Source organism: Novosphingobium sp., assembly GCF_039595395.1.
Taxonomy (GTDB): Bacteria; Pseudomonadota; Alphaproteobacteria; order Sphingomonadales; family Sphingomonadaceae; genus Novosphingobium.
In genome coordinates, this window is sequence record NZ_JBCNLP010000006.1 from 359,800 (window position 1) to 383,637 (window position 23,838).

The 23,838-nt window shown below is 66.3% G+C and carries 14 protein-coding genes; 11 read left to right on the top strand and 3 right to left on the bottom strand.

Annotation, left to right across the window (positions count from 1 at the left end; genetic code table 11):
• Positions 1 to 11: 11 nt before the first annotated feature.
• The gene (locus ABDW49_RS21775) at positions 12 to 8,819 is read right to left on the bottom strand and encodes an autotransporter outer membrane beta-barrel domain-containing protein (protein WP_343615189.1); all 8,808 of its coding nucleotides are present in this window, start codon (positions 8,817 to 8,819) and stop codon (positions 12 to 14) included.
• Positions 8,820 to 9,314: 495 nt separating this feature from the next.
• The gene (locus ABDW49_RS21780) at positions 9,315 to 9,647 is read right to left on the bottom strand and encodes an RcnB family protein (RefSeq protein ID WP_343615191.1); all 333 of its coding nucleotides are present in this window, start codon (positions 9,645 to 9,647) and stop codon (positions 9,315 to 9,317) included.
• Positions 9,648 to 9,864: 217 nt separating this feature from the next.
• On the opposite strand from ABDW49_RS21780, the gene ABDW49_RS21785 reads away from it, so the two are divergent.
• The 6 genes from ABDW49_RS21785 (at position 9,865) to ABDW49_RS21810 (ending at position 15,034) form a co-directional block, all read left to right on the top strand.
• Positions 9,865 to 10,035 carry a hypothetical protein gene (locus ABDW49_RS21785; RefSeq protein ID WP_343615193.1) on the top strand — a complete coding sequence of 57 codons (171 nt, stop codon included), beginning with the start codon at positions 9,865 to 9,867 and terminating at the stop codon, positions 10,033 to 10,035.
• A gap of 92 nt (positions 10,036 to 10,127) precedes the next feature.
• The gene (locus ABDW49_RS21790) at positions 10,128 to 10,382 is read left to right on the top strand and encodes a hypothetical protein (protein ID WP_343615195.1); all 255 of its coding nucleotides are present in this window, start codon (positions 10,128 to 10,130) and stop codon (positions 10,380 to 10,382) included.
• Positions 10,383 to 10,479: 97 nt separating this feature from the next.
• A complete protein-coding gene (locus ABDW49_RS21795) occupies positions 10,480 to 10,992 on the top strand; it encodes an RNA polymerase sigma factor (protein ID WP_343615197.1) in 513 nt (170 codons plus the stop codon).
• Between the two features lie 76 nt (positions 10,993 to 11,068).
• Positions 11,069 to 11,980, top strand: coding sequence for a FecR domain-containing protein (locus tag ABDW49_RS21800; protein WP_343615198.1), 912 nt, complete (start codon positions 11,069 to 11,071; stop codon positions 11,978 to 11,980).
• A gap of 104 nt (positions 11,981 to 12,084) precedes the next feature.
• Positions 12,085 to 14,559: a TonB-dependent siderophore receptor gene (locus ABDW49_RS21805; RefSeq protein WP_343615199.1), complete on the top strand. Its 2,475-nt coding sequence runs from the start codon at positions 12,085 to 12,087 to the stop codon at positions 14,557 to 14,559.
• 79 nt (positions 14,560 to 14,638) lie between these two features.
• On the top strand, positions 14,639 to 15,034 hold the full coding sequence (locus tag ABDW49_RS21810; RefSeq protein ID WP_343615201.1) for a YccF domain-containing protein: 396 nt from the start codon (positions 14,639 to 14,641) through the stop codon (positions 15,032 to 15,034).
• Between the two features lie 17 nt (positions 15,035 to 15,051).
• Here ABDW49_RS21810 and ABDW49_RS21815 read toward each other — a convergent pair whose 3' ends face one another.
• Positions 15,052 to 15,966 carry a TIM barrel protein gene (locus ABDW49_RS21815; protein WP_343615203.1) on the bottom strand — a complete coding sequence of 305 codons (915 nt, stop codon included), beginning with the start codon at positions 15,964 to 15,966 and terminating at the stop codon, positions 15,052 to 15,054.
• 134 nt (positions 15,967 to 16,100) lie between these two features.
• On the opposite strand from ABDW49_RS21815, the gene ABDW49_RS21820 reads away from it, so the two are divergent.
• The 5 genes from ABDW49_RS21820 (at position 16,101) to ABDW49_RS21840 (ending at position 23,807) form a co-directional block, all read left to right on the top strand.
• Entirely contained in the window at positions 16,101 to 16,775 is a 675-nt protein-coding gene (locus ABDW49_RS21820) for an ABC transporter ATP-binding protein (protein ID WP_343615205.1), read from the top strand.
• Positions 16,772 to 19,285 carry an FtsX-like permease family protein gene (locus ABDW49_RS21825; protein ID WP_343615207.1) on the top strand — a complete coding sequence of 838 codons (2,514 nt, stop codon included), beginning with the start codon at positions 16,772 to 16,774 and terminating at the stop codon, positions 19,283 to 19,285. The genes ABDW49_RS21820 and ABDW49_RS21825 overlap by 4 nt, the downstream gene beginning before the upstream one ends.
• Complete coding sequence (locus ABDW49_RS21830) at positions 19,285 to 20,349, top strand: carotenoid 1,2-hydratase (protein ID WP_343615208.1); 1,065 nt, start codon at positions 19,285 to 19,287, stop codon at positions 20,347 to 20,349. The genes ABDW49_RS21825 and ABDW49_RS21830 overlap by 1 nt, the downstream gene beginning before the upstream one ends.
• An 89-nt stretch (positions 20,350 to 20,438) precedes the next feature.
• On the top strand, positions 20,439 to 22,493 hold the full coding sequence (locus ABDW49_RS21835) for a glycoside hydrolase domain-containing protein (protein ID WP_343615210.1): 2,055 nt from the start codon (positions 20,439 to 20,441) through the stop codon (positions 22,491 to 22,493).
• Between the two features lie 270 nt (positions 22,494 to 22,763).
• Positions 22,764 to 23,807, top strand: coding sequence for a glycoside hydrolase family 43 protein (locus tag ABDW49_RS21840; protein WP_343617353.1), 1,044 nt, complete (start codon positions 22,764 to 22,766; stop codon positions 23,805 to 23,807).
• Positions 23,808 to 23,838: the final 31 nt, after the last annotated feature.

A 23,838-nucleotide genomic window follows, 5' to 3' on the forward strand; every position in this document is an offset into this window, starting at 1 on the left:
CCCTTCATCGATCAGAAAGCCAGGCGGAAGCCCGCATTGCCCTTCCAGCCATAGCTCTTGCCGAAGTCCTGCGTGGCACTCTTGCCCGAAGCCTGAGCGAAGATCGAGAAGCCCCGGCCCAGCACCACATTGGCGCCCACACCGGCCTCGCCCCACAGGTGGAAGTTCTCGCGCCCGATCGCTGCGCCCGAGACATCGGTCACCGTGCCGTCCAGCCACTCATAGCTCAGGCTGGCCACGGCATAGAGGTGGCTGCGCCCGTCCTGCCGGTCGAGCGAGATGCCCCAGCGGCTCTTCAGGCTGTCGCCAAGGCGCGAGGTCACCACCGCGCCATGCGGATCGGTGAAGCCGTCGAAGCCGATGGTAGAATAGACCATCTGCACCTGCGGCGTCACCGACAGATGCCCGCCCACCGGCCAGCGCTTGCCGATCTCAAGGCTGTAGGCCTCGCCGTGCCCCTTGTTGCCATCGACCAGCGAGCCCAGCACCGAGGAGGTCAGGCGGCTGTCATACCAGTTCACCTGCGCGTGCCCATCCACATAGAAGCCCTGCGGACCGAACCAGCTCAGCGTGCCGCCAAGGCTGTAGGCCGAGGTCTTGATGCTGCCATTGCCGAAGACCGAGCCGACATTGCTGGTCGCCTCGCCGTAACCGGCCACCACGCCCAGCACCAGCGCCGAACCGTCGGCGCGCTGGCTCAGCACCTGATCGGCACCGACCTCGACCTTCCAGATATCGACGCTGACATGGGCGAGGCTGCTCGACTGCGCCGCATTGGCGCGCAGACCCTGACCCTCGAAGCGCTGCCACAGGCCGGACTGGTGATCGCCGCCCTGCATCCACTGGCGGTCGCCGACGCGCTGCTGCATCGTCCCCAGATCATTGAGCGCCAGCAGCGTCTGGCTGTAGGCCTCATAGACCGGCACGCCCGGCTGATAGAGCGGCTGGGCCGGAGCAACCGGCGTGCCGTCCGATGCGCCGCCCTCATTGCCCGCATTGCCCGTCGATGTGCCGCTGTCCAGCAGGCTGGAGCGCAGATACCAGTCGCCATCGGCGGTGTTGACGCCATTCTTGTAGAGGCGATAGCCATAGGCCCCCGCCACCACGGCCTGCTGGCCCTGGAAGAGATAGTCGCCCGCCAGCGTGAAGGTGCCGTTCGAGGCCCCGGTCACATCCACCAGCTTGATGCCATTGACGGTGGCCGCGCCCAGCCCGCCCATATTGGTGACCTTGATGGTGGTGTTCCCGGCGGTCGAGCCCTTCACCACCAGCAGATCGCTGCGCGAGGCATCGCCGCCCAGCACGGTCTTGATCGCCAGCGTGCCATTGGCGCCGGTGTAGTCGCCATTGACGCTCAGCGTGCCGAAGCCGTTCAGCCCCGGCGAGACCGTGCCGCCATTGATCACGCTGCCCACCTGACCCGTACCGGCCAGCGAGGCGCCTGAACCGACCGTCAGCGAACCGCCCAACTGCCCCGTCACGGCCAGCGTGCCCGCCGCAACCGTCGCCGCGCCGGAATAGCTGCTGCCGTCCCCGGCGATCAGCAGGGTGCCCAGACCACTCTTGGTCAGCGCGCCCGAGCCTGTCAGCCCGCCGGTCAGGGTCAGTGTGGTGGCATTGGCGGTGGTGATGCCGCTGGTGTCCGTCACATCGAACTGGCGCGCGGTGGTCAGATCGGCGGTGGTGGCCAGCGTGCCGCCGTTCAGCGTCACGCCGCCGGTGGCCAGACCCAGATTGGCGTCCGAGGCGATCTGCAGCGTGCCGCCGTTGATGCTGGTGCCATCGGCGTACTGGTTGGCGCCCGTGAGCACCAGCGTGCCCGCGTCGGTCTTCACCAGTTGCGTGGCACCGGCCAGCACGGCGTCGATGGTGGCGGTGTAACCCGCGCCTGCCGATGTGCCATCACCCACGCGGATCGTGGATTGCGGGCCCACCAGCGTCAGCGTGCCGCCATTGATGCGATAACCCGTGGTGGCAAACTGCAGGCCCGAAGCGGTCACCCCGCCAAGGCTGTTGTCCACCGTCACGGTGCCCGCATTGCCCGCGAAGACGGCGAAGCTGTTGATGGCATTGGGCGCATTCACGCTGCCGCTGACGGTGGTCCAATTGTCATTGCCGGTGGCGGATTGCCACAGGCCGTTGCCGCCATTGATGATGTCGTTGTTCTTGCCGTTGCCGGCGCCATCCCAATAGCTGAGCAGCAGGCCGTTGGTGTTGACCAGATTGACCTGACCCGCCACCGAGGTCTGCACCGTCACCGCGCTGTCGCTTGGCATGGCGCCCAGGGTCAGCCCGTTGTCGGTCAGCGATCCGCCATAGTTGAACAGGCGATAGATGCCCGCGTCGAAGCTGCCGCCCGTGGTCACCGAGACATTGAGCGTGCCATCGAGCACCAGCTTGCCGCCGACATTGACCAGATCGTTGAGCGATCCGCCCGCCGCGCCAGCCTGCCCGAGCTGATAGTTCAGCACGCTGCCGCCCGACAGCGAGAGGTTGCCGTTGATGGTCAGCGTGCCCGCCGTGCCGCCGGTGCCGGGCGAGAGGGTGGCGCCATCGGCCAGCGTCACATCGCTGCCGATCGTGCCGTTGCCGCCCAGGGTTGCGCCATTGGCCACGCTGGTCAGGCCCGTCGCGGCCGACTGGTTGCCGTTCACCAGCAAGGTGCCCGCGCCGACGGTGGTCGCGCCGGTGTAGCTGTTGGTGCCTGACAGGATCAAAGTACCGCTGCCGTTCTGGAACAGCGCGCCCGTGCCGGAGACCAACCCGTTCAGCGTCAGCGTGGTGCCCGCGTCCGGCGCCACGGCGCCATCGCCGACAAGGCTGACCGCACGGTTGTTCGCCACATCCGCCGAGGTGCTCAGCGTGCCGCCGTTGAAGCTGAGCCCGCTTGCCGCAGCGCCCAGATTGCCGTCAGAGGCAATGCGCAGCGTGCCGCCATTGATCGCCGTGCCGCCGGTGTAGCTGTTGGCGCCGGTCAGCACCAGCGTGCCCACATCGCTCTTCACGAGCTGGGCATTGCCCTGGATCGCGGCATCGATGGTGGCGGTAAAGCCCGCACCCACCGAGGTGCCGTCACCCACGCGGATCATGGATTGCAGCGCGGTCAGTGTCAGCGCATCGCCGGTCAGCCTATAGCCGTCAGAGGCGAATTGCAGGCCCGAAGCGGTCACCGCGCCAAGGCTGTTGTCGATGGTGACGGTGCCCGGAGCCGCCGAGAAGATCGCCAGCGCGCCGTCGCTGTAGCCCGCATTCACCGCGCCGGTCGAGTTGGCCCAGTTGGTGTTGCCCGCGCTTGCCTGCCAGACGCCATTGCCGCCATCGACCTGATTGTTGAACTTGGGCCCCGCCGCGCCGTCCCAGAAGCTGAGCGTCTGCCCGCCGGTGTTGATCAGATTGACCTGATTGGCCACCGAGGTCTGCACCGACACATCGCTGCCCGCGGGCATGGTGCCCAGCGAGAGGCCATTGTCGGTCAACGCGCCATTGTAGCTGATCACGCGATAGAGGCCGGGCCCGAAGGTTCCGCCCGTCGGCACGGTCACATTGATCGTGCCATCCAGCGTGAGGTTGCCCTTCACCACGGTCAGATCGTTGTAGGAACCGGCGACGACATTGGCCTGCCCGATCTCGTAATTGAGCAGCGAGCCGTTCGAGAGCGACAGATTGCCGTTGATCGTCAGCGTGCCGGGGCTGTTGCCCGGAGCAATCGCGCCGCCATCGGCCACAGTCACATCGCCGCCGACAATGCCGCTGCCGCCCAGCGTCGCGCCGCTGCCCACGGAGGTCAGGCCCGTTGCCAGCGACTGGTCGCCATTGATGCGCAGCGTGCCGCCCGAGACGGTGGTGGCGCCGGTGTAGCTGTTGTTGCCTGTCAGGATCGTGGTGCCGGCAAGCTGGTTGACCACGCCCGCGCCGCTGATTAGCGCGGCCAGCGTATAGCCCGTATCGGTATGGTTGAAGTTGATCGCGCTGTTGGCGTTCACCGCAATGCCGCTGGCCGAGAGCGCGCCGGCCGCCGATGCCGCCGAGCCCGAAGCTGCGCCAATGTTGAGCGTGCCCGTCGCCGTCGAGGCGTCGCCCAGCACCAGCGTGCCGCCGACAGAGGCCGCGCCGCCGTCCGCAAGCGTGATCGTGCCACTGCCCGTGCCGCTGCCCACGGTCAGGTTGCCGGTGGTGGTCAGGCCCGAGCCGCTGCCCGAAATCAGGATCGTTGCCGGATAGGCCGAAGAGACCGTGCCCGCCGTGATGCCGCTGAAGGTCGCCGTGCCGCCATTGGTCAGCGAGAGGCTGCCATCGGTCATGGTCAGCGCGCCCTGGCTGGTCCAGTCGCTTCCCTTGCCATCGATGCTGATCGAGGGCAGCGTGCCATTGCCCGCTGCCGCGCCCATGGTGGTCGCACCAGCAGTGGTCACCTTGCCGCCGTTGCTGACGGTAATGAAATTGTTGCTGGTGGCTCCGGCGGCGAGCACCACCGCGCCGCCGATGTTGGCCTGCGAGCCCGCACCCGAAACGGTCAGCGAGTCAAGCGTGGTGCCCAGCGCCGTCTGCAGGGTGAAGGTGCCGGTGGTGTTCAGCACGCCGCCATTGACCACGCTGACGGTCGATGGCCCGCTGGCGGTGGAGCGTGCAACAAGGGTGGTCGTGTTGTAGGTCGCCCCCGCATCGACGATGAGGTTGCCGTTGGTCAACGAGGTCGCGCCGGAACTGACCGTTGCCCCCAGATAGCGGAAGGTGCCGCCGCCGCTGGAAAGGGTCGTTCCGCCACTGTAGCTGCTGTTGCCGGTGAAGGTGATGGTGCCCGAAGCGATGCTGGTGATCCCGCCGGTGCCGGTGATCGACCCGGTGTAGGTCCAGTCGTTCGCGGTGGCCATCGCCAGCGCGCCATTGTTGACGATATCGCCGGTGATCGAGGCATTGAGGGTGGAGGTGCCGATCTGCAGCGTGCCCGCCGAGATGGTGGTGCCGCCATTGAAGATGTTGTCACCCGTGAGGATCAGCTTGCCGACGCCGCTCTTGGTCAGCGCGCCGCCCACCAGCGCATTGTTGATGGTAAGGCCGTTTGAAGCGGTGGTGGCAACGTTGATCCCCCCGCCATTGGCGCCCCAGTTCACCCTGCGCGCCATGACGGCCGCGCCGCCGGTCCACAGCAGCGTGCCACCGTTGATGGTCAGATCAGTGCCCGCCGCACCCAGATTGGCGTTGGAGGACACCGACAGCGTGCCCGCGTCGATCTCAGTCCCGCCGGTGTAGGTGTTGGTGCCCGAAAGGACCAGCGTGCCCAGATCGCTCTTCACCAGTTGCGAAGAGCCCTGGATCACCGAGGCGACGGTGGCGGTATAGCCCGCCCCGGCCGAGGTGCCGTCACCCACGCGGATCGTCGATTGCGTGCCCGTCAGCGTCAGCGGATTGCCGTTGATCGTATAGCCATTGCTGGCGAATTGCAGACCCGAGGCCGTCACCGCGCCAAGGCTGTTGTCGATGGTGACGGTGCCCGGCGTGCCGCTGAAGATCGCCAGAGCACCGTCGCTGAAGCCCGCATTGACCGCGCCGCTGGCATTGGCCCAGTTGGTGTTGCCCGCGCTTGCCTGCCATGTGCCGCTGCCGCCGTCGATCTGGTTGTTGTACTTCGCGGCTGTGCCGTCCCAGAAGTTCAGCGTCTGGCCGCCGGTGTTGATCAGATTGACCTGATTGGCCACCGACGTCTGCACCGTCACCGTGCTGCCGCTGGGCATGGTGCCGAGCGACAGGCCACTGCCGCTCAGCGTGCCATCATAGCTGATCACGCGATAGAGGCCGGAGCCAAAGGTGCCGCCTGTCGGCTCGGTCACATTGATCGTGCCGTTCAGCGCGAGGTTGCCCTTCACCACGGTCAGATCGTTGAGCGAACCGCCCACCGTGTTGGCCTGACCCAGTTCGTAATTGAGCACCGAGCCGGTCGAAAGCGTCAGATCGCCATTGATCGTCAGCGTGCCGGGGCTGTTGCCCGGCGCAAGGATGCCGCCATCGGCCACCGAGACGCTGCCGCCAATGGTGCCGCTGCCGCCCAGCGTGGCGCCGCTGGCCACGGTGGTGAGGCCTGTCGCGGCCGACTGGTCGCCATTGATGCGCAGCACGCCGCCCGAGATGGTGGTGGCGCCGGTGTAGCTGTTGTTGCCCGTCAGGATCGTGGTGCCCGAGAGCTGGTTGAGCACGCCCGCACCGCTGATCAGCGACGCGAAGGTGTAGCCGGTGTCGGTGTGGTTGAAGTTGATCGTGCTGCCGCTGCCGGTCGTCACACTGCTGGCATTGAGCGTGCCCGAACCCACCGCCGCCGAGCCCGAAGCCGCGCCGATGTTGAGCACCGCCGTGCTGGGCCCCATGGTCAGTTCGCCGGTGCCCGGCTGAACCACCGCGCCATCGGCGATTGTCAGTGATCCGCTGCCACCGTTACGGGTGCTGTTGGCGATGGTCAGCGCGCCGGTGGTCGTCAGGCGTGAGCCCGCGCCGGTCACCACCGCAGCGAAATTGGCATTGGTGACGCCGGTGCCCAGATCATAGCCCAGCACGGCGGTGGTGGCATTCACCACGCCGCCATCGGCAATCGTCAGGCTGCCGCGCCGGGCGTTGATCGCGCCATTCACCGTCCACAGCGAGCCCGCGCCCGACACCGTGACCGTGCCCAGCGAATTGGAGGGCAACTGCCCGCCGACCAGGAAGCTGCCCGAATTGGAGGTCATGGTCCCTCCGGCCAGCACATTGATCACCGCCGAGCCGAGCGTGGCGCTGACCACCGTGCCGGTGTTGGTGAAATTCGATCCCGCGCCGGTCACGGTGATCGTGCTGGTGCCCGATGAGCCCATGCTGAGGTTGCCGACCGAGGCGGTGCCGCCGTTCCGCACCGTCAACGAGGTTCCGGCGGCGGTGATCGTTGCCGCGCCGCTGTCGATAAACCGGGCGTTGGCGCCATCGACGATCAGGGCGCCGCTGCCGCCGTTGATGGACAGGCTGCTGGTGCCGGTGATCTGGCCGCCCGACAGCAGCAGCGTTCCGCCTGAAATGGTGGTCGCGCCGGCATAGGTGTTGTTGCCGGTCAGCGTCAGCGTGTCCGAGCCGGTTTTGGTGACCAAACCCGTGCCCGAGATCGCTCCGCCATAGGTCCAGTCGGTGCTGCTGCTGAAGACCAGAGCGCCATTGTCGAGCACATCGCCGGCAAGGGTGCCGGTGGCGCCGCCATTGCCGATCTGCAGGCTGCCCGCGCTGATGGTCGTGCCGCCGGTGTAGCTGTTGTTGCCGGCCAGAATAACGCCGCCCACGCCGATCTTGGTCAGGCTGCCCGAGCCGGTGAGGCCATTGTTGATCGTGTAATAGGAACCCGAGGTGGTGATGTCGAAGGTGCCGCCATTGCTCCCCAGATTGACGGACCGTGTCGCGCTGGAGCTGAAGCTGGTGAGGCGCAAGGTGCCACCATTCAGCGTGAGTGCCCCGGCCGCGTCACCCAGCGAGGCATCCGTCGAGCCGACAAGCGTGCCCCCGGTGATGGTGGTGCCGCCCGTGTAATAGTTGCTGAAGTTGCTCAGCGTGGTGGTGCCGCTGCCCGACTGGACCAGCGTGCCCGTGCCATAGAGCGTTCCCACCGAAACCGCACCGCTGCCACCCAGTTCCAGCGTGCCATTGTCGGTCATCGTGCCGAAGGTGATGGTGCCGTTGCCGGTCTTGAGCGTGCCCTGGTTGATCGTCCAGCCCAGACCCGACGTGTTGTCACCGGTGAGGGTCCAGGTGTTGGCGCCGCTCTTCTGGTAGCTGTCGAAGCCCTGATATTGCGAGCCGATGGTGGAGACATCGAAGCTGGCATTGGTGTCGCCGCCCAGACGGAAGATGTCGGTGGTGCCGGGGCTGGCGATCACATTGCCGATGATGTTCGATCCGGCCTGCAATTCCAGGACCGACGTGCTGTTGGCCGTGGTGCCGAACTGGATCGCGGTACTGCTGCCGGTGCCTGCCTGGATGGTGCCGCTGTTGACCACCGTGGCCACCCATTGCCCGCTGCCATAGGCCGCGATGGCCGCCGCGCCATTGCCGCCCGTCAGCGTGCCGCTGTTGGTGATGGTGGTGGCAAAGCTGCCGGTGCCGTTGATCGCCGCGCCGCCGGTGGCGCCGCTGCTGGTGCTGTCCGAGCCGCCCCGAATGGTCCCGGCATTGGTGAGGGTGGCCGTGTTGCTCGCGGTATTCACGTAAACGCCCGCGCCGGCTCCGGCGCCCGCGCTGCTGCCGCCCTGAATGGTGCCCGAGGCGGCATTGGTCAACGCCCCGCCGCTGGAAAGGGTGAGGCCCGCCCCGGCGCCCGCCGCGCCGCCGGTATAGGCGATGGCGCTGCCGCCGGTGATCGTGCCATTGTTGGAGAAGCTCTGCGAGGCACTCAGCGCGACGCCATTGGTGCCCGCGACATTCGCGGCGCTCTGGTTGCCGCCGGTGATGGTGGCGGTGCTGACGACATTGCCGCCCGTGCTCAGGCTGAGCGCTGTGCCGGCTGTGCCGGTGGAATTGCCCAGGATCGTGCCATTGAGGGTCAGCGTACCGGTGGTGGTGCTGTTGCCGCTGATGATGATGCTCGATCCCGAACCCGACAGGGTGAAGCCGGCGGTGTCGATGGTGATCGGCTTGGTGGCGCCGGGCAGCGCCGTGCTGGAGACCGAGAAGTTGGAGGTCAGCGTGATGGTGGCGCTGGCATCGGCGTCGGCATTGGCGTTGGCGATGGCCGTCTGCAGCTCGCTCTCCGTGCCCGCCGTATAGGTGCCTGCCATGGCCTGGCCGGGGAGCAGCATCGCAAGGGTGACGGCCATGCCGCCAGCGCCGAGCAGGAGGCGACGCCTTCCGTTTGCGAACTGCCCGCGCGTGAGAAGGGCGTGGCTCGACGGGCGGCTCGTTGGCAGCATGGATTCCCCTGTTCGTAACTGGTATTCAATTCGTCGCGCGATTGCGGGGAACACGCTTAACACGGGGTAAATTCAAACCCCTCGGTTATGGGAAATATGCGTATGAAATTTCTGTAAAAAATCCTTTGCATAAGGCAGGTTGCGCAAGAATGCGGCGCCCCTTCGCGGATCGCCGAAAGATCATGTTAACCACGGGATTTCCCGTAATCTGGGCGCGGGATGAGTGGTCTTGAAGCGCGATCTTTAGAAATGATCTGTGCTTTTTGCGGGCAGATGTAAAATTTTGTAATAGGGCGCGATGTTGTTCTGTTATGAGCGGGATGAGCCCGCTTTTTGCGCTGCCGGACCGAGGGCGGGGCCGCCGCATGTCATGGACGGCCCCGCGCGGTCAGTTTGGCGCGATCAGTGGAACGCGCCGCCCAGGATCGAGGCCACCACGCCGCTGGTAATGCCGACCAGCAGAATGTCATTGCCCGAGCGGACATAGTGATAGCCGCGCGGCGGCGCCTTCAGGCCCCGGTGCTGGCGATAATCCACCACCTGATAGTGGGAGGCGCGGCGCTGATCGAACTTTTCGCCCTTGTTCCAATGGTCCATCTGGCCGTGATTGATTTGGCCATGATCCATCGGGTTATGGGCATTGGCCGGGCCATGCCCCGGCGCGGCCATCGCGGTTCCGGCAAAGACCGGCAGGGCCAGGGCGGCGGTGATAAGGGCGGTGGTGATCTTGGTCATGTTTCGCAAACTCCATGGATGGGGCTGACACGGGTTACGAGACCGGCGCGGAGCGAAAGCTGAATGGTGGGCGCTGAAATTGTTAGAAATTGTCGCAGGTGACCGGCTTCGGGACAATGGGCGCGCTGGGCGGCTCATATCGGACCTGAACGGGGCGTCATCTTGTGCTATTGAACCTGCGCGAGTCGCCAAAGGCGACCGTCAGGAGAGGAAAACCATGTTCGACCAGATCGACGCAGCTTACTATCGTATGCGCGCTGATGAAGAGCGCGAGAAAGCCACCGATACCGATGCGCATGAGGCCGACCGGCATCGGATCAGGGCGGCCCTTTTTGACAGGCGAGCCAATGCTTTGGCGGGGAGCTTGGCTCGGCTGAACGCCATGTAAAGCCGGCAGGGCGGGCGTCGGGATCGCCTGGCGCCCGCCGACTTCACCCCCGCCGACTTCACCATGGCGACCATACAGGCTACAGACCGGCCATGACTGAGATTGAACTGGCGCCGCTCGAGCGCGCCGCTCGCGCCATGTATGACAATGTCCAGCCCGATTGGGACTGGAGCGATCCTGACGCCGAACCGATGCGCAAACTGTATCGGGACAATGCGCGCGTGGCCTTCATGGCCGTGATGGAGCCGAGCGCGGCGATGATCGGCAAGGGCGATGCCAAGCTTGAGCGTGGGGACAGTCTGGCTGTCTGGCAGGCGATGGTCGCCGCCTTGCTGCAGGGCGGCTGAGCCGGCTCACAGGGCAGGAAGTTATTGCGATTGATTTGCAGCTGCGTTAGGGCGCGTTGCACACGATGCTTTCCGCCCTGCCCGAGACCCGCCTTTCTTGTCCGACCGCTCGCCTTCCGATGTGATCCTGCACAAAAGCGCTCTGCTGTCCTTTGTGCAAAGGCGCTTTGGCGCGGCGAACGATCCCGAGGATATCGTGCAGGAAGCGATGGCCCGCGTCATCGCCAACCATGACAGCGAGACAATCGGCAATCTGCGCGCCTATCTGTTCCGGGTGGCGGGCAATCTGTCGATCGATGCGCTGCGCCGCCGCGCCACACGCGAAAGGATCAGCGGCACCCTGCTCGACAGCAGCGAGGCCATGGCGGTGGCCAGCCCGGAACCTTCCGCCGAGCAGGCGCTGATCGCGCGGCAGCGCAAGCGCGCCTTTGACGCCGCCCTTGCCGCTTTGCCGGACAGGCAGCGCCAGGCCCTGACGCTCAACCGCCTGCAGGGCTGGTCTCACCCCAGGATCGCCGCGCATCTGGGCTGTTCCACCGGCACGGTCTATAATGACATCAAGGCCGCCATGGCCGCCATCATCGCCCGGACCTCGGAGATCGACCTGTGACCCTTTGTGAGACAGCAGGGGCCAGCGCGTCATACGATCAGGACCAGACGGAGCCGCTGTGCAAGACGACCGCGCCATGACCCAGCAACAGGCCGAGAGCGAGGCGCTGGACTGGTTCCTGCGCCATCAGGCCGGGCAGGGGGCGGGCGACCCGGCCTTTGCGGCGTGGCGTGACAGCAATCCGGCGCATGCGGCAGCCTATGCCCGCGTGCAGGCGGTCTGGGGGGCGCCTGCTTTTGCCGAGGCGCTGGCCGCGCAGCCAACGCCTGCCCGACGCTGGCCCCTGATGCGGATCGCCGCCTCGGTGGCCTTGCTGGTGCTGGTCGGCGCGGGCGGGATGCGGCTGGCGGGCTTGCCGTGGCGCCTGCCGGCAAACCATACCGCAGCCATTGGCGGGCAGGAGGTCGCCCGGCTGGACGATGGCACAAGGCTGGTGCTCGACAGCAGCGCGGCGGTCGATGTGACCTATACCGCCACCGAGCGCCGCATGGCGCTGCGCGATGGCCGCGCCTTTTTCGATGTTGGCAAAGACCGGCGCGCCTTCCGCGTCGCGGCGGGGCGGATCACGGTGCGCGATGTCGGCACGCGCTTTTCGGTCGAGCGGGCGGGCGACACCGTCCATGTCGCGGTGGAGCAGGGCGAGGTCGCCTTCCGCCCCGACGGCACCGGGCCGGAACAGCATCTGGCGGCAGGCCAGATCGGAGGCTATGTGGATGGCTTTCTGCCGGTGCGCGCGGCGCCTGCCGATATCACCTTTGCCTGGCTCGACCATCGGCTGTTCTTTTCGCAGGCCCGGCTGGGCGATGTGGTGCAGGATCTGCGGCGCTATCATCGCGGCTGGATCATCCTCGCCAATCCCCGGCTGGCGGCGGTGAAGGTCAGCGGCGGTTATGACACGCGTGATCCCGCCTCGGCCATGGCGGATCTGGCGCGGCTGAGCGGCGGCACGCTGATCCGCCTGTCGGACAGGCTTTTGATCCTGCGCTGAAAAAATCCAATTTTGTTTTGTGAGATCGAGAGAAGCCACCCGTCTAACTGTTGCAAGTGATTTTCAACAGCATTGATTTGGCTGTTGCCAGACGGGGATCAGAGATGGGCTTTTCGACTTTTACCGCCAGACCGCGCGGCCACCTGTTGCTGACGGCGCTGCTGCTGGCCGGCACCGCAGCGGGCACATGGCCCATTGCCGCCATGGCTCAGGGCGCCGCCGTGCGGATCGACATTCCCGCCCAACCGCTCGACGCCGCGATCCGGGCCCTGATGCGCGCCACCGGCGCCCAGATCACCTATCCGGCCGACTTGTCGGGCAATCGCCAGTCCAGCGCGGTGTCGGGCCATTTCGGCACCGCCGAGGCGCTGTCGCATCTGCTGGCGGGCACGGGCCTGGCCTATCGCCAGACCGGGGAGCATGCCTTCACGCTGGAGCCCGCGCCCGCCGCCGCGGGCCATGTCGTGCAACTGGGCGCGGTGCAGGTGGCGGGGGAAGGTGCCACTCCCGCCTCGCTGACCAGCGACCCCGCCGCGACGGAGGGCAGCGGCTCCTATGCCATGGTCCGCCCCAGCACCACGGCGACCAAAATGGGCCTCACGATCCGCGAGACGCCGCAGTCGATCAGCGTCGTCACCCGCCAGCAGATCGACGATCTGGCGCTGACCGACCTGCCGCAGGTGCTCGATCGGGTGCCAGGCATCACGGTGGGCCGCAACGACAGCGAGCGCTTCACCTTCTATTCGCGCGGTTTCGAGGTGGAGAACATCCAGTTCGACGGCGTGCCCAACACCGTCGATGCCGCCAGCCAATACACCACTACGCTGGCCGACAGCGCGGTCTATGACCGCGTTGAGGTGGTCAAGGGCGCCACCGGCCTGCTGACGGGGGCGGGCTATCCCTCGGCCACGCTCAATCTGGTGCGCAAGCGGCCGACGCGCGAATTTCAGGCTTCGGCCGAAGTGTCGGGCGGGTCATGGGACCGTTATCGCGGCGTGGCGGATGTCTCCGCACCGCTGGCCGCCGGGGGCAAGCTCCGTGCCCGCGTGGTGGCCGCCGTGCAGAACGCGGGCTCCTATGTGAACCATTACAGCCGCGATACGCGCAATTTCTACGGCATCGTGGAGGGCGATCTGGGGCCGCGTACCACGCTCTCGGCAGGGGTGGATTACATGACCACGCGGGCCAGGGGATCGAGCTTCGGCCATATCCCCCTGTTCTACAGCGACGGCACGCGCACCAATTTCGACCGCTCCTTCAACCCCGCCGCGCGCTGGGCCTATTGGAACAATGAAAGCACCAACATCTTCGCCCAGTTGAAGCATGAATGGGGGCAGGACTGGAAGCTGGACCTCTCGGCCAGCCATCTGCGCCAGACGCGCGACGCGCTGTTCGGTTCGGCCTATTTCGGCCAGATCGACAAGGCGACGGGCGGGGGCATCCGCATGCTCTCGGGCTATATCCCCAATCAGGCCACGACCAATGCCGTCAATCTGGCGCTGACCGGCGGGTTCGAGCTGCTGGGGCACCGGCATGAGCTGATGCTCAACGGCACCTTTTCACGCCAGACCCGCGCCTCGCAGCTCTATGGCTCGATCTTCACGCCGATCGACAATTACTTCGCATGGGACGGCACGATCGCCCAGCCCGCCTTCACCAAGACCTCCGACCGCGATACGCGGACCAATGAGAAGGGACTTGCCGGTGCCATCCGCCTGCGCCCGACCGACCGGCTTTCGGTGATCGGCGGCGCGCGGGTAAGCTGGTACAGCCTTTATGACGGCAGCCGTGCTGTCGGCAACGGGGCGGTCAGCGTCTCGGATGATCTCTCGATCAAGGGCAAGGTCACGCCCTATGCGGGCGTGGTTTACGATGTGACGCCGCAATGGTCGCTCTATGGCAGCTACACCGATATCTTCCGCCCGCAGACCTACTACAAATACAGCAATGGTGCGCCGCTGGCGCCGCTGACCGGGCAAAGTCTGGAAGCGGGCATCAAGGGCACGGTGCTGGAGGACCGGCTGAATGTCAGCCTGGCGCTGTTCCGCATCCGCCAGAACAATTACGCGCAGGTCGATGGCGGCTTCACCCCTCAGGGCGATGAATCCTATGTCGCCGTCAGCGGCATCACCAGCAAGGGCGTCGAGCTTGAACTGTCAGGCAACATCACCAAAGACTGGAACATCTATGGCGGCTACACCTATCGCACCTCGACGATGCCGCCCCAGCCCGATGTGATCCTGAGCGCGGTCAACACCAACCAGCCCGAGCATCTGCTGAAAATGAGCACATCCTACCGCCTGCCCGCCGCGCTGCATCGGCTGACGGTGGGCGGCAGCCTGTCCTGGCAGAGCGGCACCTATTACCAGCAATCGGGCAGCCCCTATTTCCGCGCCGACCAGCCCGCCTATGCGCTGGTGGGGCTGATGATGCGCTATGCCTTTGACAATGGCCTGTCGCTCTCGGCCAACCTCAACAATCTGTTCGACAAGACCTATATGCCGGGGCTGGGGTCCTATGGCACCGGGGTCTATGGCGATCCGCGCAGCTTCCTGATCAGCGCCAGATACCGGTTCTGATGGGGCGGCGCGATGGCCGGGCAGGGTGACAGCCCAAGCTTTTCCTGTCAGCCTGCCCGCCGCTTGAAGGAGAATGCCGATGCGGACCCTGGCCAATATCCTGTGGTTCATCCTCAATGGTTTCTGGATGGGGCTGGGCTGGTGGTTCTTCGGAGCCATTGCGGCGATCACCATCATCGGCCTGCCCTGGGCAAGGGCCTGTTTCGTGATCGGCCAGATGACCTTCCTGCCTTTCGGGCGTGAGGCGGTCAGCCGCCGCGACCTGACGGGCGTGGATGATCTGGGCACCGGCGCGCTCGGCATGCTGGGGAACATCGTCTGGTTTGTGTGCGGCGGTTTCTGGCTGGCTGTGGGTCATCTGGTCTGGGGCGTCGCCAATTGCCTGACGATCATCGGCATTCCCTTCGGGATACAGCATTTCAAACTGGCGGGTCTGGCGCTGTTCCCGGTCGGGAAAACCATTGTCATGCGATAGCGCTGACGCGCCCCGGCCTAACGCGCCATAGCCTCGATCGCCTGATGCCGGGCCACGTCGAGCGGTGCCACCGGATCGCCATCGGGATAGAATTCCATGGCGATCCAGTCACTGTAGCCCAGACGGGCCAGAGTTCTGTAAATGGCCGCGAAATTGAGCTCTCCGGTGCCGGGCGCGCCGCGCTGGGGGGAGTCGGCGATATGGATCAGGGCGATATCCTTGATCAGCAGTTCGAGCGTTTCCAGCACATTGCCAAAGGCGCGCTGCTCATGGAAAATATCGTAGAGGATCTTGACGTTGGGCTTGCCCACCTGCCCCAGAATCTCCTTCGCCTGGCGCGCGCCGGTGAGGAAGGCGGTCCGGTTTTCGAAAGGATCGATCGGCTCGATCAGCAGTTCGATCGAGGCGGCTCCGGCAAGGTCGGCGGCCTTGCGCAGGGCGTCGGCCACACCGGCCTGCTGCTGGGCCGGAGCCATGTCGGTCGGGGCAGCCCCCGAAACAAGGATGATCCGCTTGCAGCCCAGGAGGCCCGCGCTGTCGATCACCTGTGACAGTTCGCTCAGAAACTGCGCGGTGTCTCCAAGCCGGGCAAAGCCGGTGCGCACCCCCGCCATGGCGTCGACGACCAGCCCATGGCTCCTGATCCGCGAGGCGGCATCGTTCAGCTCGGCCTTCGACCAGTTGCGGAACTCATTGGTCAGCTCGATCCCCTGATAGCCCGCCCGGCTGATGACATCGAGCTGGCGCTCAAAGGGAACGCCGCGCAGCGCCCAGCCCATCACCGAGAAGCGCGGGGCAGCGGAAACCGCGCCGATCGCGGGAAATGGCGCGAGCGAGGCCAGCGAGGCGCCGAGTGCAAAGCGGCCCAGCATGCGCCGGCTGACGGGAAGCTGTTCCGCCCGCTTGCGCGGTGTTTCGGATTGGGGATGCATAGGGCTTGCTCCATCAGCGAACGCGATGGTGTGGTCATAACCGCCTGTCGTCAAACCACCAACAGCTGTTGAGGGATCTTCGTTTCGCGCAAAAAGGCTGACACAAAAGGCGGAACAGTGTTTTATCTAAAACCGTGACGGACCAGCCCCTCCTTTCGCTCACCGCCTTGCGCAAGACCCTGCCCAATGGGCGGGTGCTGTTCGATGGCTTATCGCTGCAGGTCTCGCCCGGCGAGGTGGTGGCGATCATGGGGGAATCGGGCGTCGGCAAATCCACCCTGCTCAATCTGGCCGCCGGGCTCGATACGGCTGACGAGGGTCAGGTGCTGCTGCAAGGCACCGAGCTTGGCGCGCTGGATGAGGATGCACGCGCGGCGCTGCGCAGCCGGTCCATCGGCTTTGTCTTTCAGGCCTTTCACATCCTGCCGCATCTCACGCTCGGGCAGAATGTCGCCTTGCCGCTGGCGCTGCTGCGCGCCGACCCCGCCCGGAGCATGGCCAGCGCCACGCAGCTACTGGCCTCGGTCGGGCTGGAGGGGCGCGCGGGCGATTATCCCGCGGCACTGTCAGGTGGAGAGCTGCAGCGCGTGGCCATCGCCCGTGCGCTGGTCCACTGCCCCGCGCTGATTCTGGCCGATGAGCCCACCGGCAACCTCGACCCCGAGACCGCCGCCCGCGTGCTCGCGCTGCTGGTGGCACAACTGCGCGAGGCGGGGGCGGGTGCGCTGTTGGTCACCCATTCGGATGTGGCGGCGGCTTCGGCAGACCGCATCCTGCGCCTGACCGCCGCCGGTCTGGTGGCGGGATGAAGGGCCTGCCCGCCTTGCGGGCGACCGTCATCCCGCGCTGGATGATGGTGGGGGAATGGCGCGCGCATCCCCTGCGGATCGCCACAGCGATCATGGCGATTGCCATCGGGGTGGCGCTGGGTTTTGCGGTGCATCTGGTCAATGCCTCGGCGCTGGATCGCTTTGCGCGGGGGCTGGCGGTGGTGAACGGCGGCGCCGATCTGCGGGTGCAGGCCGCCGGAGCGCAAGGCTTCGACGAGGCGCTTTACCCGCGCCTCGCCCGTCTGCCGGGGATCGCCGGGGCGAGTCCCGTCGTGATGGTGCATGCCCGTTTGGATGGCCGCGCGCTGGATGTGCTGGGGCTTGATGTGTTGCGCGCGGGGGCGGTGACGCCGGGCCTGCTGCCGCTTCCGGCCAAGGGCGATGAAAGCGCGGTCTTCGCGCCGGATTCGGTGTTTCTGCCGAAAGACTGGTCGACCGCGCGAAGGGTGGGACAAAGCGTGCTGCTGGTCTCTCACGGACACAGCGAGCGCTTTCGCCTTGCCGGTGTGCTGCCCGCGGTGAGCGGGCGGGCGCTGGCGGTGATCGACATCGCCGCCGCTCAGGACCGGTTCGGCAGGGTGGGGCGGCTCGACCGGATCGACCTCAGGCTGGCGCCGGGCGCCGATGCCGCGCGGGTTCGGGCTGCCATCGCCTCCATGCTGCCGGGCGATGCCGTGCTGACTGATGCTCAGGACGATGCGAGCCGCACCGATGCCCTGTCGCGCGCCTATCGGGTCAATCTCGATATGCTGGCGCTGGTGGCGCTGCTGACCGGCGGGTTTCTGGTCTATTCGGCGCAGGCTTTGTCGATTGCGCGGCGTCGGTCGCATTTCGCGCTGCTGCGGGTGCTGGGCGCATCGCGGCGCCTGCTGCTGGGGCAGTTGGTGGCCGAGGGGCTGTTGCTGGGCGGCATCGGCGCGGCGCTTGGCCTTGTGCTGGGGCTGCTGATCGCCATGGGCGTGCTGCATCTGGTGGGCGGCGATCTGGGCGGAGCCTATTTTTCGGGCGAGGGCACGCCGGTCGTGCATGTCTCCTTCGGCGCGGCGGCGGCGTTCTCGCTGCTGGGGCTGGCGGCGGCGCTGATCGGCAGTCTGGTGCCGGCATGGCACGTCTCGCGGATCGCTCCGGCGGTGACACTGCGCAATTCGGGCGATGCGGTCGATCCGGGACACAGGCCGCGCGTGCTGCCCGCGCTGCTGCTCGCGCTGGCGGGAGGGGGCTGCGCCCTGTTGCCCGCCGTGGGAGGCATCGCGCTGTTCGGCTATGGCGCGATGGCCTTGTTGCTGACGGCGGGGATCATGGCCATGCCCTGGCTGGCCCGTGTCCTGCTGGCGCCGCTGGCCAGACGGCAATTTGCAACGCCTGCGGTGCAACTGGCCCTTGCGCGGCTGTGGGGCGCGCCCAGTCAGGCGGCAGTGGCGCTGTCGGGCATCGTGGCCAGCGTGGGGTTGATGATCGCCATGGCGGTGATGGTCTCCAGCTTTCGCTTCTCGGTCGAGACATGGCTCGATGCGATCCTGACCGCCGACATCTATGTTACCGCACAGGGTGATGCGCCCTTCGACCGTGACACGCAGGGCACCCTCACGCATCTGCCGGGCGTGGCGGCGATCACCTTCGGGGCGCAGCATCGCATCATTCTCGCACCCGAACGCCCGCCGGTGGTTCTGGTGGTGCGCGATGGGGAGGCGGCCCAGCCTGCAACATTCGCTGCGCCGAAAACCCCGCCACCCGGAAGGCTGGGCGTGCGCCTGTCGGAACCTGCCGCGCGGCTTTATCATCTGGCGCGGGGGGACGAATTTTCCCTGCCGATCGGCGCGCATCCTCCTCGCGCTTTCGTCACCGGCATCTATCGCGATTACGGGCGGCAGGACGGCGCCATCGCGCTGGAGGGCGGAGCCTACACCAGACTGACGCAGGACACCGCGCGCGGCGAGGCTGCTATCCGCCTGGCACCGGGCGCTGATCCCGCCGCCGTCATGCAGAGGCTGCGAGAGGCCCTGCCCCCCGCCATGGTGCAAGAGCTGGAGATCGTGCCGACCCGCGCGCTCAAGACGCGGGCGCTCGCGATTTTCGACCGCAGTTTCGCGATCACCTATGGGCTGGAGGTCATCGCGGTGCTGGTCGGGCTGGCGGGTGTGGCCGCCACGACCTCGGCACAGACCATCGCGCGCAGCCGCGAGTTCGGCATGCTGCGCCATCTGGGTGTCACGCGGCGGCAGATCGTGGCGATGCTGGGGATGGAGGGCGCTCTGCTCGGGCTGGTCGGCGGCGTGGCGGGGGTGGCGCTGGGCTGCGTGCTGGCGCAGGTGTTGATCCAGGTGGTCAATCCGCAATCCTTCAACTGGACGATGGACACGCGCCTGCCTTTCGCGGTGCTGGCCGGTGTCGCGCTGGCGCTGGTTGCGGCCTCCTCGCTCACGGCGATGATTGCCGGGCGCCGCGCCCTCTCCGCCGATGCGGTGCGGGCGGTGAGGGAGGATTGGTGATGCGGCGTGTGATCGCGGCGCTGGTGATGCTCGCCCTGATCGCGGCGGTGCCCGCGGACCGGCGCTTTGCGCCGGTGAGGCCGGGGGTGGTCCTGAGCTTTCCGCGCGATCATGGCGCGCATCCTGCCTATCGCAGCGAATGGTGGTATCTGACCGGCTGGCTTGATGAGCCCGGTGGGCGGCATCGCGGCTTCCAGATCACCTTCTTTCGTTCGGCCACCGGGCTCTCCGCGCACAGCCGCAGCGCTTTTGCCCCGCGCCAGATCCTGCTGGCCCACGCGGCGCTTTCGGACCCTGCCCTGGGCCATCTGCTGCATGGCGAACGCATCGCCCGTGAGGGGCTGGGGCTGGCTCGGGCCTCCCGCAGCGATGCCGATGTCGTGCTGGATGACTGGCATCTGCGCCGCCTGCCGGATGGACGTTTTGTCGCCCATGTCGCGGGGCAGGGCTTTGCGCTGGATCTGGCCTTCAGCCCCGGCCAGCCCATCCTGTTGCAAGGCGACCATGGTTTCAGCCGCAAGGGACCCGAGGCAAGCTCGGCCAGCCATTACTACAGCATGCCCCATCTGGCGGTGAGCGGAACCGTGACCGAGCAGGGGCAGGTGCGGAAAGCCAGCGGCGAAGCCTGGCTCGACCGCGAATGGTCGTCGAGCTATCTGCCCGAGGGCGCGGTGGGGTGGGACTGGACAGGGCTCAACTTTGCGGATGGCGGGGCGCTGATGGCGTTCCGCATCCGCCGCAAGGATGGCAGCGCGCTATGGGCGGGCGGCACCTATCGCGCGCCTCAGGGCGGTGTTGTCGTGCTGAGGCCGCAGGATATCGCTTTCACGGTCAGGCGACGCTGGCGCTCCGTGCGCACGGGGGGGCTCTATCCGGTCGATCCGGTGTTGCGGGTGAGCCTGCCCGGCGGGGTGCGCGAATGGCCGATGGTGCCGCTGTTCGACGATCAGGAGCTGGATGGGCGGCCTGCGGGCAGTCCGGTCTATTGGGAGGGCGCCGTCACCGTGCCGGGTGGGCGCGGCTATCTCGAACTGACCGGCTATGCGGGCGATTTGCATCTTTGAGCGGTGTGCGGCTTTCCGCCGATCGCGTACAAGTCATTGACCGGCATCGTTTCCTGCACCACCGTTCCGGTCGAGAGGAGCCAAGTGCGATGAGACCACCAAAGCGCGCCATCCGGATGCGGACCCTGCTGCTGGGCTGCGGCTTGCTTTGGGCTGCGTCGCCTGCGACGGCGCGGACACAACAGCCTGTCGATCTGGTCGATCCCTTTATGGGGACGAGCGGGGATCGCGGGCAATTGTCTCCGGCGGCGGCGGCGCCTTTCGGCATGGTGCAGCTTGCGCCGGACACCACGCCAGCCAACCACATCGGTTATGATCGCGATGCGCCGGTGCTGCTCGGCTTTTCACAGACGCGGGCGCAGGGTGTCGGCTGCGGCGGAGGCGGCGGCGATCTGCTCGCCTCGGTCGCCTATGCGGACGAGCCCGGTCCATCGGCCATTGCCAAGGGCTCGCAGCAGGCGGGCGCGGGCTGGTACAAGGTTCGCTATGGCGCAAGCGGGATCGCCGCCACGCTGGCTGCGGGGCAATCGGTGTCGATCAGCCATTTTGCCTTGCCGCGCGCGGGGCTGCTGCGTATCGTGTTCGACCCCACGCATAGTTACGCCAAACATGTCGGGCAGAGCTGGTCCTCGACGGCGCCGGGCGATCTGCGGCTGGGCATCGACAACCGCACGGTCTGCGGGCAGGGCATCTATCACCTCCATGTCGCGGCGACGCTGACGCTGAACGGTCAGCCTCTGAAGGCGCAGGCCAGTCCCGATGCCGCGGGTGTGCTGGCGCTTAGCATACCGGTTCGTGGTGGCGATGCACTCGAGCTGCGCGTGGCGCTCTCCACGGTGGATGATGCCTCGGCGCATGATGTGCTTCAGCGAGAATTGGGCACCGCCGATATCGCCACGCTGATGGCCCGCACAAGGCGCGATTGGGATGCGATCCTCACGCGGGTGGGCATTGACGATGCGGATGACAAGCGTCGCCTGTTCTACACCTGCCTGTTCCGCGTGCTGCAGATGCCCGCGCGCCTCGACGATGCGCAAGGGCGCTTCCGCACGCCGGACGGGGCGCTGCATCAGGCGCCGGCCGGCCATCATCGCTATGGCGGCTGGTCGTTGTGGGACAATTATCGCACACAGGTGCCGCTGGTCGCGCTGGTGGCGCCCGAGGTGGCGCGCGATATGGCCGCCTCGCTGGTGGGCCTTTTCACCAGCCGCAAGGCGCAATGGGCGGGCGATGCCGAGCCATTCCTCTCGGTCCGCACCGAGCATGCCGGGATCGCGCTGCTCGATCTGGCGCGCAAGGGGTTGGCGCCCGCCGATCTCGCCACAGCGCTGCCGCCCATGGCGCGCGAGGCCGATGAACTGCCCAGTGCCACGCCCGATCAGCGGCTGGAACTGGCCTATGACGAATGGGCGATCGCCCAGCTTGCCCATGATCTGGGGCAAAACGCCTTGGCGGAGCGTTTCACCCAGCGCTGGCAGGCCTATCGCCCCTTGTGGCAAAAGGTCTTCGAACCGCTGGGCAGCGATGCCGATACGGTGAAGGCGCGGGGGCTCTATCAGGGCACCTTGTGGCAATATCGCTGGGCGCCGGTCTTCGATCTGCCCTGGCTGCGCGACACCGCGCTGGGCCGTGAGCGTTTTGCGCAGCAACTCGGCACCTTCTTCGACCGCAAGCTGTTCAACATGACCAATGAGCCCGACATTCAGGCGCCCTTCCTCTTTGCGCTGGCCGGGCAGCCGGAGCGCGCCGATGCCCTTGTCGCTGCTCTGCGCGACGGGCCTTATGAACATTGGTACGACAATCAGGCCAAGTTGGCGAAACCCTTCATCCAGAACAGCTTCTCGCTCTCGCCCGGCTTTGCCGATGGGATGGACGATGATGGCGGCGCGATGTCGGCCTGGTATGTCTGGGCCTCGCTGGGCCTCTATCCCGTGGTGCCGGGGGAACCCTGGTACGTTGCAACCTTGCCGGGCGTGCGCCGCGCCAGCCTGAGCGTGGAGGGCCACACCTTCACCATTCTGCGCCACGGCACCGGCGAGCGCGCAGGCAGACTGACGCTTGATGGGCGCGCGCTGCCGGATCGCCGGATCGACCATGCGGCGCTGGTGCATGGCGGAACACTCTCCTTCGATTCCGCAAGGTAATGCGACGATCGGTGGGATGAAACGGACATGGCGTATCGTCCTGCGCGGGATGGCTAGGCGGGAGCCTGCGCCATTTCGCCTGCCATGGGCACGTCGGGCCCCATGCATCTGTGAAAAACACAGGATGGCGGCAGCTGCTCCCGATTAGGGATTGCCGCCCCTGAGAGGTAGCGCTATCATCGCTCGAAGGTCATAAGAATGGCGCAAGCGAGGATGTTGAAGATGAGAGGGAAGACCGTTGCCCTGTGCGGGGCTGTCGTGGTGGGTCTGATGCATGGCACCGTGGCTTTTGGCGATCCCGCCGCACCGGCCAGTGCTTTTCGCGATCAGCCGCTCGTCAAAAGCATCTACACCGCTGACCCCTCGGCCCATGTGTTCGGCGGCAAGATCTATGTCTATCCTTCGCATGACGTGCCCACGAACATTCCCGACGACGATCTGGGCAATGAATATGCCATGCGCGACTATCGCGTGCTCAGCATGGACCGCATCGGCGGGCCGGTGAAGGTGGGCGGCGTGGCGCTGGATGTGAAGGATGTGCCCTGGGCCTCCAAGCAGATGTGGGCGCCCGATGCGGCCTATCACAAGGGCCTCTATTACCTCTATTTTCCGGCGCGCGACAAAGCCCGCGACAAGGAGGGGCTGGGCACCTTCCGCATCGGCGTGGCGACCTCCAAAAGCCCGACCGGCCCGTTCAAGGCCGAAAGGACGCCCATTGCGGGCAGTTTCTCGATGGACCCGGCAGTCTTCACCGATGCGGACGGCAAGAGCTACATGTATTTCGGCGGCATCTGGGGCGGCCAGTTGCAGCGCTGGGCGACCGGTCGTTTCGACCCCAACGGTTCGAATACCGATCTGATGCGCGATGATGCGCCCGCGCTCTCGGGCAAGGTCGTGCGGATGGGCGCCGACATGAAGAGCTTCGCGGAAAAGCCGCGCGATGCGGTCATCCTCGATGAAAACGGCAAGCCGGTGCTGGGCGGAGACCATGAGAAGCGCTTCTTCGAAGCCTCATGGATGTTCCGCAAGGATGGGAAATATTACTACACCTATTCGACCGGCGACACGCATTTCGTCAATTACGCCATTGGCGACAATCCTTATGGCCCCTTCCATTACAAGGGCCATATCCTCAAGCCGGTGCAGGGCTGGACGACCCATCATTCGATCATCGAATGGCATGGGGCATGGTGGCTGTTCTATGCTGACACGCAGCTTTCGAACCACAACCATCTGCGCAATGTGAAGGTCACCCAACTGACCTTCAACCCGGACGGGACGATCCAGACCATCGATCCCATGAAGCCGCGATAAGATCGGCGCATAAAGGCAATGGGTGGGGGAG